Genomic DNA, 12,670 nt, shown 5'->3' with positions numbered 1-12,670 from the left:
TCGCCGCCACCCGATCGGCATCGATCGGTCACATATTGAGGACCTCACACACCATGAAATTCAGTATTTTTCTGTCGACCGGTGCCGCTCGCGAGTTCGCGGGCATTCCCGATCCGAGCGAGGCATATGAGCGGATGGTGGAGATCGCTGCACTCGCCGACCGGGTCGGATATGAGTCGCTGCTGGTTCCCGATCATCTGGTGACGATCCCGCCCTCCCGCGACACGCTGTTCGAGTCGTGGTCTGTGCTGTGCGGTCTGGCGGGGGAGACCTCCCGGATTCGGCTCGGACATCTGGTGGCCGCCAACGGTTTTCGCCAGCCCGCGCTCGCCGCGAAGATGGCCTCGACCGTCGATGTGATCTCACGTGGCCGTCTCACCTTCGGAATCGGGGCCGGGTGGTGGGAGCCCGACTTCACCCAATACGGGTTCGAGTTCGGCACCGCCGCCGACCGTTTGCGCATGCTCGATGAGGCGGCGCAGATCATTCTGAGCATGTGGACGCAGGAGGAAACCACCTTCAACGGTGACCACTACCGGATCACCGGCGCGATCAATGAACCGAAAGGTGTTCAGCGCCCACATATTCCACTGCTCATCGCCGGCGGTGGCGAGAAGGTAACCCTCCGCCTCGTCGCCAAATACGCCGACGCTTGCAACATAATCGCCTCTCCCGAAGACGCCCGCCACAAATTCGCCGTACTCGCCCAACACTGCGCCGACCTCGGCCGCGACCCCGACACCATCACCCGGACCCTCCAAACCCCCGCCATAATCGCCGACACCGACCAGCAGGCATTAGCCCTCATCCCGCCCGCCCTCGATGCCGCGATCCCCTTCGACTTCCGCACCCACGGCCTGATCGGCTCACCTGAAACCATCGCCGCTCGCATCGCCGCATTCGAGGCCGCCGGTGTCGAAGAACTGGTCATCTACTTCGCCGACGCCACCAGCCTCGAACAGGTCGCCTGGTTCGCCGACCAGTTCCTCACCGAATCATCCACCGCCACAATGAAGTAACAGGAGCGACGTGGTACTCCGCCGACCCGTGGCTCCGCAGTTTCCGGAATAGACCGGACCGTCGAACCCTGGATAAGTCGGTACGGGCGTAACGGCCATTCCTGCCGCGGTACATAAGTTTGCTGGTCGATTCCTGATCGAAGGTTTGCCGCCCGGGGTTAAAGTTGGCCTGCTCTGCATGACCACGTTTCCAGCACTCGCTGAACGGAGAGTTATGGGATATCGGACGGGTATCGCGGTGTTGGTTACGACCTTGGGGTTGGTCGTTGCAGGGTGTAGTGGTTCATCGGACTCCGGGATTGGGGGGACGAGCTCGTCGGGTGGGGTGCGGGGGGAGCCTGCTTATGCGGCTGCGCTCCGGCCGGTGATTACGCAGCTCATGAAGGACAATGTGATTCCTGGGGCGGTGGTGGTGGTGAAGTCGCCGATGCGGGGGGATTGGACTGAGACGTTCGGGACCAGGGCTCTGGGGACGACCGAACCTATGGTGGTGGATGACTACTTTCGGATCGCCAGTAATACCAAGACCATGACGGCTACCGTTATTCTGCAGTTGGTGCAGGAGGGGAAGTTGGCGCTGGAGGATCCGGTTGCCAAGTACTTGCCGGATGTGCCTAATGGAGAGAATATCTCGATTGCTCAGCTCGCTGAAATGCGCAGTGGGCTATACAGTTACACGGCTGATCGGGAATTCAACGCGTCGTTGGACAATGATCCGAACAGGGTGTGGACGCCGGAGGAGTTGCTGGCGATCGCGTTCGCGCATCCGGCGCAGTTTCCGCCGGGGGAGCGGTTCGATTACTGCAATACCAACTTCGTTCTGCTCGGGCTGGTGATCGAGAAGATTACGAAGCTGTCGGCGGCGGAGAATTTTCAGAAGCGGATCTTCGAACCGCTTGCGCTGAAACACACTTCGCTGCCTGCCGCGTCGGATGCTTCGATACCCGATCCGCATCCACGGGGGTATGCGTTTGGTACCAATGTGTCCACCATCGATACGTTCGCGCTGCCGCCGGCGGAGCAGGCCGCGGCTCTGGCGGGCACTTTGGAACCCACGGACGCGACCGATGAGAGTCCGTCGTGGACTTGGACCGCGGGTGGGGCGATTTCGACGGTCGACGATATGGTCACCTATGTGAAGGCGGTCGTCGGGGGCGGGTTGCTGGACGCGAAGACGCAGCTGGTCCGGATGGACAGTATTCAGGCGATCGATCCGGCCAAGCCCGAGGTCGCCGGATATGGTCTCGGCATTGTCCGATTCGGTCAGCATCTCTTCGGACATGACGGGCAGATACCGGGGTTCATGACCTTCATGGGCCATGACCCCGACTCGGATCTCACGATTGTGGTCGCCACGAATCTCGCGACCGTGCCCGCGGGTGAGGGTTCAGCGCTGGTGCTGGTCAAAGGTATGTTACCGACGTTCTACGGTGCCTTCGCGGTGCCAGGTGACCCCGCGAACCCCGGTGTGAAGGCCTCACCCAGCAGTGCTCCGGCCACCACGGGCAGATGACCGACGTAATCGTCGCGGGCGCAGGGCCGACCGGTCTCACCACCGCGATCGAGTTGCGCCGCCGCGGAGTGGCCTGCCGGATTGTGGATCCGCTGCTCGAACCCCCGCAATACGCGAAAGCCGTTGGCATTCAACCTCGTACGCTCGAAGTGTTCGAGGGAATGGGTGTGCTGTGTCAGGTGCTGGACGCGGCGATCCAGCTGCGCGGCCAAATTCTCTACGTCAATGGTGCTGCGGCCGGGCGGCTCGACCTGTCCCTGCCGTCGGATGTGCCATTCGAATTCGTCGGTTTACCGCAGTACGAGACCGAGCGGATTCTGCGAGACCGGTTGACCGCATTGGGGACCACGATCGAACGCGGTACCCGATTGGACCGGTTCGAACAGGATGGCGACGGCGTCCGCGCGGTATTGGCAAGTGCGGAGGGTGAGGAGACGGTCCGGGCTCGCTATCTCGTCGGCTGCGATGGCGCGCACAGCATTGTCCGCAAGGGGCTCGGGCTGACCTTCGAGGGTGCGGCGTTCGCCGAGCAGTACATGCTCGGCGATGTCGAGGTGGATTGGTCGCTGCCGCCCGGGTACGGCGTCCGTTCGACGCATCAAATCGACGGTGTCACAGACGATTTGCTCGTATGCATCCCGCTGCCGGGCAGGCACCGCTACCGCGTCTCGATGCTGGTGCCCGCCGACCTCACGAGCGCTCCGGCGGCGACCGGCGACAGTATCGAGCACGGTTTCGAATCCGGGCGGCGACCGGAACTCTCGCATCTGCAGGCCGTGCTGGACCGGCTCGCACCCGAGCCCGCGCACGCCTCGAATCTGCGGTGGTCGTCGATCTTCCGGGTCAGTCACCGGATTGTCGATTCCTACAGTCGCGGTGCGGTTTTCGTCGCCGGCGATGCCGCGCACATTCATCCGCCGACCGGTGCGCCGGGGCATGAATACCGGGATCCAGGACGCGCACAATCTCGCCTGGAAGCTCGCGCTCGCCGTCGAAGGTGTGGCGGCCACCGGCCTCCTGGCCAGTTACGACGCCGAGCGCAGACCCGTTGGCGAAGAGGTGGTCGGCCGGACCGTGCGCAGTGCCCGCGAGGGCATCGGCGCGGATTCGACGGACCCGAATTATGTGATCCGCCGCGAAGCCCAGTTGCTGATCGATTACGACGCAAGCCCGATCGTCGCGGGGACAAGCGACCAGCCGAGGCCGGGCACCCGTGCACCCGATGCCCGTGGCCTCACTCGTGACGCCGTCACCTTCGACCTGCGGTTGTTCTCATTGCTCGGCCGGATCGACCACACGCTCCTGTTCTACGCGGGCGAATCCACCACCGCCGCCGACCAGCGCGACTGGGAGCAACTCGCCGCCGCAGCGTTCGCCGCCGCATACGATCATCTCGATGTGTATCTCATAGCCGATCCGAAAGCCGATGTCGCCGAGACGATTTCGCCGATCATCCGCGATACCGCGGGCGATTTCGCCCGCGCCTATCACGCACGGCAGGGCTCGATATTCGTCATCCGCCCCGACGGTTATCTCGGATTCGCCCAGCACGCACCGCGCGAACCCGATGTCGTCGAATACCTGAGATCGACGTTCGGCTGACGCCGTCCAGGGCCCACCTTCACGAAGGTGGGCCCTGTTTCGAATTACGTCCGGCTGCTAGCCCGATGCGCTGCTGGCGGACCCCGAATTCAGGGTGCTGTGCGGCAGGCGCAGGGTGGCGTCGGGAGCGCCGGTGCCGTTGTTCGGATCCACGCCGTTCTCATGGGCGTACGCGCTTTCGCCGGGCGCCGCCTGAACGGTGGTGATGTATTTCCACAATCCGTCGACGAGGGCACTGCCACCGCCGACGAGCGTGCCGAGCAGGCTACCGCCGGCGGCGAACGCGCCGATTGCCGCCGGTGCCGTAGCCAGGCAGGCCGGGCCGACCACCAGACAGGATCCGAGCCCGATCACGGCGCCGACCAGCGCGCCCAGGATTGCCCCGCCGAGGCCGCCCAGCAGCGGTCCGATGGTCATTTTGGAGGCGAGGTCAGTGGCGGCGAGCTGATCCTCCATCGGGGAGGCCACCGCGCGAATGCCGGTGTCGGGGGTGAGGATCAGCGTGCGACCGTCGGCGGAGATGTGTTGCGCGATGGTTCGGCGCTGTCCGTCGAGCAGGAAGGCGAGGGGTACGTCGAGGAGTCGCTGTCCGTCGGTCGCGTTGATTGCCACCGACGCACCGTCGGCGTCGAGTGCGAAGGTGGCGTGCTCGAGGGTGGTGACCACCGAATCGGAGACGACGGCGGCACGGTAGCTCACCTCTTCGTGTGGTTCGGCGCTCGCTGACGCCGCGGCCACCGTGACGGCGGTTGCGCACAGTGCGGCGGCGAAAGCTGTTCTGGGACCGTTCATTTCGGCAAGTACTCCGGTCTAGTTCGGCGCGGCGGCGGAGGCGGCGTCGGCCGCCGGAATCCCGGGCCTGCCCTGAAGATTCGGTGCGTACTTGCTCGTTCCCGCGGCCGAATTCAGCGTTGTCACATACTGATACAGCGCGTATGCGGTGGTGGGCCCGCCGCCGACGACCATTCCGACCAGGCCGCCGACACCGCCGACCAGGGCGACGATCGGCAGTACCGCCACGACACAGCCGATGCTGATCGCGATGCAGGCGGCTCCGGTGATGGCGAGTCCGACGCCCACGCCGAGGGCGCCGCCGATGGCGGTTCCGATCAGGCTGCCGACGGAGGTGCCGATGCTGATCGCGTTGATGAGGTCGTTCATGGCCAGCTGGTCTTCCAGCGGCGAGGCGACCGGTTGCAGCGCGGTCCGGTCGACGGCCTGGACCTGCGGAGTCAGGCGCAGTTCGTGGCCGTCCGCGGAGATTTGCTGGTCGACCGGCACACGCTGGCCGTCGATGGTGAAGCTCAGCGGTAGCGAGTCCAGCACCTGGCCCGCGGTATTGCGGATGGCGATCGACGCGGGATCTGCCGAGGCATCGAAAGTGCCGTTGTCGAGGGTGGTGATGACCGTGCCCTCGCTCAGGGTGGCGTGGTATCCGACCTGCGGCGCGGCCGGTTCGGGGGTCGCTCCCGCCGTGGTGGCGCTGATGATGGCGCCCGTCGCGGCGATGGCCGCGGTCAGAGTGGTCCGACGAATGTTCATGTGGTTCCTAATCATTGCGATCAGCCGCTGGCATGGCTAGCAGCGGCGAGTCGCGCACAGCCGGACTCGTGACGTTTTCGGGCGTGACGAAATAGAGCCGGACCCTGCTCGAACGAGGCGAGTAGGGGGGCTCCGGTGGCTCGGAGTGTGCTCGACGTCACGAACGTACCGCGTACTCGCTCGGTGTGCTCGCTAAACTGTGAAACTTATTAGAAGTTTCGAGTTCATGCAGGTGGGGAAGGGATTTCACACTCCATCCACTCGCCAACTAGGCTGCGGGAGACGACTGAACCGACGATCAGGAGATCGAACACAATGGCGCGGACCCGCGACGCCGAAGTGACCGGGCCCGCCAGCCGCGCCCGCATTATCGGGGCGGCGATCACCCTGTTCGCCGCGAACGGCTATCCCGGAACCTCTTTGATCGCGGTCGCCCGCGCGGCCGGGATTTCACAGTCCGGTCTGCTGCATCATTTCCCCGACAAGGAAGTGCTGCTGACCGGTGTGCTCGCCGAAATGGACCGCCAGACACTGGAATCGGTCGATGCCGATCGGGAGTACGAAGGCCCGGCACTGGTGCGGGCATTCGATATCATCGAGGCGATCGTCGCTCGGAATCAGCAGAACCGGGAACTGATCAAGCTCGTACACGTCGGCATCTTCAATACCGACAATGCGCCCGAAGCCGCCCGGGTGTGGGCGCAGGAACGCCTGCACAGAATGCGTACAGACCTGTCCGGCCTGATCGAACAAGCGGTCAGCGCCGGCGAAGCGCGGGCCGACGTCGATCCCGCCGCATTGGCCTCGGTCATTATCGCCACGATCTCCGGTCTGGAGGAGCAGTGGCTCATCGACGATTCGTTCGATATGGTCTCGGCCATTCGCGGCCTGACCGACATCCTGCGCCGAGATCTGCTGAGCAGCAGCCCATAGCGATTCACCATGACTACCGCGCTAATAGTCGAGGGCGTGTTCCGGCTGGCAGACATCCATCGGGGATGGCAGATATCGGACGATGGCGTCGAGCACCGAGATGTCGCCGCCGCTGGGTGGTGTGCGGCAGAGGATCGGCACTATATCGCCGATGCGAGTCAGTGAGCGAATGCGCTGGTGCAGTTGTTCGAGTGGGATATCGCGTAGGGCTTGGAAGGCATTGGAGTCGGGGGTGTCCTGCTCCATTACCGTTTTCACGAGCATCTGGTAGCGCTGTTCGGCGAGTTTCCAATGGGGGCCGTAGATTTCGACGGCCAGGGATTCCAGGGCCCACATGGGCAGCAGGTCGATTACGCCTTCGAAGCCGGCGCCGCTGCCGATGGGAATTTGCAGGGTGAGGGGTACCGCGCCGCGGATGCCGGCGATGGTGCGGACGCAGCGGTCGAAGTCGGCGCCGGGGTGATCGAGTCCGTCGATCAGGCAGAGGCGGGCGACCTGATGGTCGTCGGCAATGCGCAGGATCGTTTCGAGTTGCGGGGCGCGCGGGGTGGCGGCGTGTACGACCGCGATGACGCCATCGGCGACTCGGATCGCGCGTTCGAGGTCGAGAACGGGCGCGTGGCTGGATAGTTCGGCGACGCGGATGGTGTGCTCGACCCGGCTCGCGGACCAGCGGATGACGGATTCCGGGCCGCAGCTGCGGTGCAGGCGGTGGACCACGCGTTTCGTCTCGTCGGGCTCGCCGATAATGGTGACATTGCGGATCGACTGCGGGTCAATAGCTTTGGTGCCCATTGCGTTGCGGTACTCCTCGGTCCGCACCCACGGTACCTCCGGGCGGGTGGCGCTGTGACGGATTTCGGCTCCAAAGTAGAACGTGTTCCTATACCGTCGGGGTTGTGCAGAAAGAACAACGCCCCGCCGTGGCCGACTGGTTCACTGCGGATGACGGTGTGGTGCGTCTTCAGGGAAGTCGCTGTAATGATTGCGGCACACCGTATTTCCCCAAGAACACCCTCGCCTGTCGTAATCCGCAGTGCACGGGTACGCACGACGGCTCCGAGCTGGTCGAATACCTGTTTTCCACGCGTGGCCGGATCTGGTCGTACGCCGATGCCCGGTACAAGCCGCCCGCGCCGTACGTCTCGCCGGATCCGTTCGTGCCGTATGTCGTCGCGGCGGTCGAGCTCGAGGTCGAGCAGATGGTGATTCTCGGACAGGTCGTGCGCGGCCTCACCGTCGATGACCTGGCCGTCGGCATGCCGGTCGAATTGACCTCCGGTGTGCTGTACGAGGACGACGAAGCGGAGCACACGGTGTGGATGTGGAGGCCGGTCAATGACTGATACGAATCGCGATATCGCCGTCCTCGGCGCGGGCATGCACCCGTGGGGTAAGTGGGGACGCAATTTCGTCGAATACGGGCTGGTCGCGGCGCGGGCCGCGCTCGCCGACGCGGGTGTGGACCATCGCGATGTCGGATACATCGCGGGCGCGGACACCATTCGCAACGGCTACCCCGGGTTCGTCGCGGGCGCGACTTTCGCGCAGGCGCTGGGCTGGTCGGGTGCGCGGATCTCCAGCAGTTACGCCGCGTGTGCGTCCGGTGCGCAGGCCATCGCCAATGCTCGCGCCCAGATCTTGGCGGGGCTGACCGATGTAGCGCTGGTGGTCGGCGCGGATACCACCCCGAAGGGCTTCTTCCAGCCCGTCGGTGGTGAGCGCCGCGATGATCCGGATTGGCTGCGCTTCCATCTGCTCGGTGCCACCAATCCCATCTACTTCGCGCTGTATGCGCGCCGCCGGATGGCCTTGCACGGTGCCACCCTCGACGATTTCGCCGCGGTGAAGGTGAAGAACGCGCGGCACGGGCTGAACAACCCGAATGCCCGCTACCGCAAAGAGGTTTCGGCCGAGGAGATCGCCGCCTCGGCCATCGTCTCGGATCCGCTGCGGCTGCTCGATATCTGCGCGACCAGTGACGGCGGTGCCGCGCTGGTACTGACGTCGATGGAGTACGCGCGCAAACACGGTATCGCCGACCCGGTCCGGATCAGCGCGCTGTCGACGGTGACCCCGACCTTCCCGAAGACCGTGGTCGATCTGCCCGATTTCTCGACGGACTCCTCGGTGGCCGTCGAGCCGCAGCCGCGTACCTTCCGCTCCGCCATCGCGCATGCCGCGTACGAAGAGGCCGGAATCGGCCCCGAGGACCTGTCCTTCGCGGAGGTCTACGACCTGTCCACCGCACTGGAATTGGACTGGTACGAGGACATCGGACTCTGCGAAGTCGGCGGTGCCGAAGAGCTGTTGCGCAGTGGCGCAACAACATTGGGTGGCCGCGTACCGGTCAACCCCAGTGGCGGTCTGGCCTGCTTCGGTGAGGCCATCCCCGCCCAGGCCATCGCCCAGATCTGCGAACTCACCTGGCAGCTGCGCGGCCAGGCCGACGGCCGCCAGGTCGAGAACGCCCGCGCCGGTATCGCCGTGAATCAGGGCCTCTTCGGCCACGGTTCGGCAACCATCGTCACCCGCTGAATCGGCGGACCATCGAGCTTCACCCCTCCGAAAACCCAGGCCGTGCCTGGGTTTTCGGGTATCGGCCCCGATCTCGGCAGTGATACTTGCGTGCATGCGAAACGGGTAGGGCATGTTTCCGATATCGAAGGCAAGATGCGAGATGGTTCGAGGTGTCGGAGGGTCCGTATGGGTGTCGAGTCGAAGACTGTGCGCGTATGACTCTCGGTGTCGCCGAAGGGGGTTCAGCGCTCCTGAGGTGAGCCCTGCTCTGTCGGTGGCGGCGCAGTACCCGGAATCGGTCATTGCCCAGGGCAATTGGTGTCGCCGCTGAAAGGTGATCCAGTCTTGGGTGAGTGGCTCGCCGGCCGGCTTGCGCCTACTGCCGGTGTAAAGGTTCGCGTCGAGCAGGATGTCCGCGCGCGGTGCACGTTTATGTGTGAGTTGGATGGCTGCTGCGCAATCTACGTGGCGCTGTCTTCGCTAGCGCCGGCCACTACTTGCCGAGTACACGATTCCAACGTCATGCGTGTTCGCCAAGGACGCTGCTGATTCAACCTGGCCGCATTCGGCTTGAACGAGCAGATCCGTCCGGAGCCGCGGCAGGCTGCGGGTCGAAATACGACGTGCTGGGCCTTCGTCGGACTTGGCCATGACGCCACCACACTCTCAGGTCCCCAAGCGAACCATCGGTTCCATTGTGCAGCATCTGAGCAGTCTGAGATGTGCTGTTGGCCAACAGAGTTGGCTTCACGGCCATCGGACTCGTTCGAGAGCTGGTTGCTGCACGATCTCCGATCATGCTGGGCGGCAATATGATTCGGAGTGCCCAGGGTTAGCGGCAAGGGCTGGGCGTGCGGTGCCGACTATTTCATGGCGGGGGGAGGGAGCGGAGGGGGTCGGCTCGGAAGAGTTCGCCTGTGCTGATCAGGTGGTCGATGATGGCGGGGGTGGGGATGGCGGCTTGGAAGCAGGGGCGGGCGCCTTCGAGGGTGCTGTGCGCTACGGCTACCTGGAGGAGTCCTCGGGAGTGCTGGGCGAATTGGCGGGCGGTGGGGCCTGCGGTGCGGGCTACCCGGTCGGCGCGGGTCAGCCAGGATTCGAAGCTGGCGTAGGGGTAGTGCAGGACCACCGGGGCGGTTACCGCGCCGCTCGCGCCGGTGAAGCCGGTGAAGGTGTGGCGGTCCAGGGGGGCGACGGTGCCGGTCAGGCGGACGGCGCTGCGGACGGCGGGGGTGTCCAGGAAGGGGGAGCGGCCGCTGGTGCGGAATACGGTGCAGGCCGAGAACGGGTTGGTCACCGGGTGTGCCGACGGGACCGCTTCGTGGGCGATGAAGGTTACCTGGCCGGCTCCGGGGATTTGCCAGCGGCGGCGGCCGTCGTCGTAGAAGAGTTCATCGGGGCTCAGGGGGAGTAACCATGCCATGTCGGCGGCGCGCGCGGCGGTGACGGCGACCGCGATATTGGCGATCTCCTGCTCGGTGGAGTCGACCGGCTGCTCGGCGGTCGGGGTGCTGTCACACAGGAGTACGGGGTGGTCGGCGGTGAGGTCTTCGATCGCGGCCCGGACGGCGGGGTCGGCGGCGAAGGCGATAATGAGATCGGCTCGGGCGCAATGGTATTCGAACCAGGAGGCGGTGTCGGGGCGGAGCTCGTCGATGGTTACGCAGATGGCGGTCGGCTCGGCCGCGGGGGATCGGGTGGTCGCGCCGACGCCCCGGTGGACCGCGGTGGTGAGGTCGTAGATTTCATGCTCGAGCAGGTAGTCGCGGTACTCGAGGACGGGGTCCACGCCGGCGGCTCGGGCCGCTGTCAGGTTGGGGCCGCCCACCGGTCTGGTGTGCCGGACCGTGACCGCGTCGATAATGGCCAGGGCCCCGGTGTGCGGGGCGAAACGCGGCCAATGGAAGTCCAGACCCCAACCGGTTTGCGATTTGCCGAAGGTGGGCAGGCAGCGGGTGAGGAAGTCGCGGCTGAAGCAGGGGGCCATGATTTCCACGAAATTGGTGTAGCGCAGCTCGAAACGGCGATCCACCAACGTGATCTCGTGGGTGAAGAAGCTGTCCTCGGTGAGGGCGGGCTGGGCGAGGGACAGCCGGTAGCGGGCGGTGCGGTCGAACAGCTCGTTGATGGCGGCGGTGTCGGTGGCCAGGTCGTCGTCGGGGAGCCAGACATAGTCGTAGCGGTCGATCACCTCGGCCAGGTCCACCGTGAGAACATGTTGCAGCGCAGGCCATTTCGGGCCTTTGCGGTCCAGGCGGGTCACATCGCCGGTGCGATAGCGCATCGGATCGTCGCCGAAATAGCTGACCACGAAATCCCAGTTCCGCGGCTGCGGTCCGGCAAGCCACTGCTCGTGCAGGGACGAGTCGCCCGCGCGCAGCACCACCAGATTCCGGCGCACCGGTTCTGTCGGCATGGCCGGCCGCCTTACGCCGCGTACCAACCCTCGCCCCAAAGGGTTTGGAGGCGTTCGAAATACGCCTCGTACTGGGGGCCGACTACATCGGTGGAGAACTTGCCGATCGCGTAATCGCGGATCGCCTGATAGTCGAGCTTGTCGACCGAGTCCGCGGCATCGCAGAATTCGCGCAGATTACGGCAGCGGAAGCCCTGCACCCCCTGCTGGACGGTTTCGGTGAAGACACCCCAGTCGGTGGTGATCACCGGCGTGCCGCAGAGCATCGCCTCGGCATGCACACCACCGAACGGCTCCAGATACAGCGACGGCACGAAAACCCCACGGGCACGGGACATCAGCTCACCCCGGCGGACATGATCCACCACGCCCACGTACTCGACCACATCGGAATCCGGGACCTGTCCGGCACCCGCGACCACCAGCTTCACACCGAGCCGCGTACACGTGTCGATGGCGATCTGGATACCCTTCGCCTCGACCAGGCGGCCGATGAAGAGGAAGTAGTCGTCCTTCTCGGCGGAGAACGGAAAGTCCTCCACCTCATAGTAATTCGGGATCACGGCGTCGAAGAACCGGCCGCGCGCGCTCATCACCCCGGGCACCGTGGTGCGCGAACCGTAGACCGCGTGCATCCACGCATAACTCTCGAAGACCCGATAGTTGGAGAACACCCCGCTGTAGCCGATGCCGAACTCGACCGTCATCAACTCCGGAAACGTGTCCGCGATCGACTTCTGACAGCTGCCGCCCAGCACGCCGATGAAATCGCGGTCCTGTTTGCGCTTGGCGATCTCGGTGACCGCACGCTCATTGGTCGTCAGCCAGTGCGGGTCGTAGGGGTTCCAGGTGAGATTGTTGAGTTCCTTGTAAAGGTCGTTGCCGCCGAACCATTCGGCCTGCTCCGCCTTCGTGGCGATGGTGACGAATTCGGTGCAGGCCGCGTCGTTCTCCTCGCCCCCGTACAGGAAGACCTCGTGACCCAAACCCATCATCATGTCCGCGAAGCGCCGGTTCTTCTGGGTGTACGCGCACGGCTGATAGTGCTTGGTGGTCTGCGTGTTGGGCAGGTTGACGACGTGAAAACGCATGGGAGGGTTCACATTCGGCTCGAAGGGTCGGGAT

10 protein-coding genes and 1 pseudogene are annotated in these 12,670 nt (G+C 64.8%); 6 read left to right on the top strand and 5 right to left on the bottom strand.

All coding sequences use genetic code 11. From position 1 onward, the window contains the following. Window positions 1-53: 53 nt before the first annotated feature. The 3 genes and pseudogenes from GFY24_RS18445 to GFY24_RS18435 all read left to right on the top strand — a co-directional run bounded on the left by GFY24_RS18445 (window position 54) and on the right by GFY24_RS18435 (window position 4,134). Window positions 54-1,019, top strand: coding sequence for an LLM class F420-dependent oxidoreductase (locus GFY24_RS18445; protein WP_153806326.1), 966 nt, complete (start codon window positions 54-56; stop codon window positions 1,017-1,019). 178 nt (window positions 1,020-1,197) lie between these two features. Next, window positions 1,198-2,532, top strand: a complete 1,335-nt coding sequence (locus GFY24_RS18440; RefSeq protein ID WP_309231010.1) for a serine hydrolase domain-containing protein — start codon at window positions 1,198-1,200, stop codon at window positions 2,530-2,532. Then, window positions 2,529-4,134 (top strand): annotated as a pseudogene (locus tag GFY24_RS18435) (FAD-dependent monooxygenase). The gene GFY24_RS18440 and the pseudogene GFY24_RS18435 overlap by 4 nt, the downstream one beginning before the upstream one ends. A gap of 57 nt (window positions 4,135-4,191) precedes the next feature. Here the strand turns inward: GFY24_RS18435 and GFY24_RS18430 are convergent. Then, window positions 4,192-4,926, bottom strand: coding sequence for a hypothetical protein (locus GFY24_RS18430; RefSeq protein ID WP_153806324.1), 735 nt, complete (start codon window positions 4,924-4,926; stop codon window positions 4,192-4,194). An 18-nt stretch (window positions 4,927-4,944) separates the two neighbouring features. Further along, complete coding sequence (locus GFY24_RS18425) at window positions 4,945-5,676, bottom strand: hypothetical protein (RefSeq protein WP_153806323.1); 732 nt, start codon at window positions 5,674-5,676, stop codon at window positions 4,945-4,947. A 315-nt stretch (window positions 5,677-5,991) separates the two neighbouring features. Between GFY24_RS18425 and GFY24_RS18420 the strand changes: the two genes are divergently transcribed. Further along, window positions 5,992-6,609, top strand: coding sequence for a TetR/AcrR family transcriptional regulator (locus GFY24_RS18420; protein WP_153806322.1), 618 nt, complete (start codon window positions 5,992-5,994; stop codon window positions 6,607-6,609). A gap of 21 nt (window positions 6,610-6,630) precedes the next feature. On the opposite strand, the gene GFY24_RS18415 is transcribed toward GFY24_RS18420, so the two are convergent. Then, entirely contained in the window at window positions 6,631-7,431 is an 801-nt protein-coding gene (locus GFY24_RS18415) for a GTP-binding protein (RefSeq protein WP_309231009.1), read from the bottom strand. A gap of 77 nt (window positions 7,432-7,508) precedes the next feature. Here GFY24_RS18415 and GFY24_RS18410 point away from each other — a divergent pair, with 77 nt between their 5' ends. Both GFY24_RS18410 and GFY24_RS18405 read left to right on the top strand, forming a co-directional pair. Beyond that, window positions 7,509-7,955, top strand: coding sequence for an OB-fold domain-containing protein (locus tag GFY24_RS18410; protein ID WP_309231008.1), 447 nt, complete (start codon window positions 7,509-7,511; stop codon window positions 7,953-7,955). Continuing rightward, the gene (locus GFY24_RS18405; protein ID WP_153806319.1) at window positions 7,948-9,147 is read left to right on the top strand and encodes a lipid-transfer protein; all 1,200 of its coding nucleotides are present in this window, start codon (window positions 7,948-7,950) and stop codon (window positions 9,145-9,147) included. The genes GFY24_RS18410 and GFY24_RS18405 overlap by 8 nt, the downstream gene beginning before the upstream one ends. An 850-nt stretch (window positions 9,148-9,997) precedes the next feature. On the opposite strand, the gene GFY24_RS18400 is transcribed toward GFY24_RS18405, so the two are convergent. Next, on the bottom strand, window positions 9,998-11,545 hold the full coding sequence (locus GFY24_RS18400; RefSeq protein WP_153806318.1) for a DUF707 domain-containing protein: 1,548 nt from the start codon (window positions 11,543-11,545) through the stop codon (window positions 9,998-10,000). Window positions 11,546-11,556: 11 nt separating this feature from the next. Then, entirely contained in the window at window positions 11,557-12,636 is a 1,080-nt protein-coding gene (locus GFY24_RS18395; RefSeq protein ID WP_153806317.1) for a glycosyltransferase, read from the bottom strand. Window positions 12,637-12,670: the final 34 nt, after the last annotated feature.

This window comes from Nocardia sp. SYP-A9097, assembly GCF_009649815.1.
Lineage (GTDB): Bacteria > Actinomycetota > Actinomycetes > Mycobacteriales > Mycobacteriaceae > Nocardia.
The sequence above is the reverse complement of the archived record's forward strand: the minus strand, read 5'-3'. Positions and strand labels throughout refer to the sequence as shown.

What these genes read in the sequence shown, in the direction of transcription:
- GFY24_RS18445 (WP_153806326.1), top strand. Translation starts at nt 54, where the DNA reads ATGAAATTCAGTATTTTTCTGTCGACCGGTGCCGCTCGCGAGTTCGCG.
- GFY24_RS18440 (WP_309231010.1), top strand. Translation starts at nt 1,198, where the DNA reads ATGACCACGTTTCCAGCACTCGCTGAACGGAGAGTTATGGGATATCGG.
- GFY24_RS18430 (WP_153806324.1), bottom strand. Translation starts at nt 4,926, where the DNA reads ATGAACGGTCCCAGAACAGCTTTCGCCGCCGCACTGTGCGCAACCGCC.
- GFY24_RS18425 (WP_153806323.1), bottom strand. Translation starts at nt 5,676, where the DNA reads ATGAACATTCGTCGGACCACTCTGACCGCGGCCATCGCCGCGACGGGC.
- GFY24_RS18420 (WP_153806322.1), top strand. Translation starts at nt 5,992, where the DNA reads ATGGCGCGGACCCGCGACGCCGAAGTGACCGGGCCCGCCAGCCGCGCC.
- GFY24_RS18405 (WP_153806319.1), top strand. Translation starts at nt 7,948, where the DNA reads ATGACTGATACGAATCGCGATATCGCCGTCCTCGGCGCGGGCATGCAC.
- GFY24_RS18400 (WP_153806318.1), bottom strand. Translation starts at nt 11,545, where the DNA reads ATGCCGACAGAACCGGTGCGCCGGAATCTGGTGGTGCTGCGCGCGGGC.
- GFY24_RS18395 (WP_153806317.1), bottom strand. Translation starts at nt 12,636, where the DNA reads ATGCGTTTTCACGTCGTCAACCTGCCCAACACGCAGACCACCAAGCAC.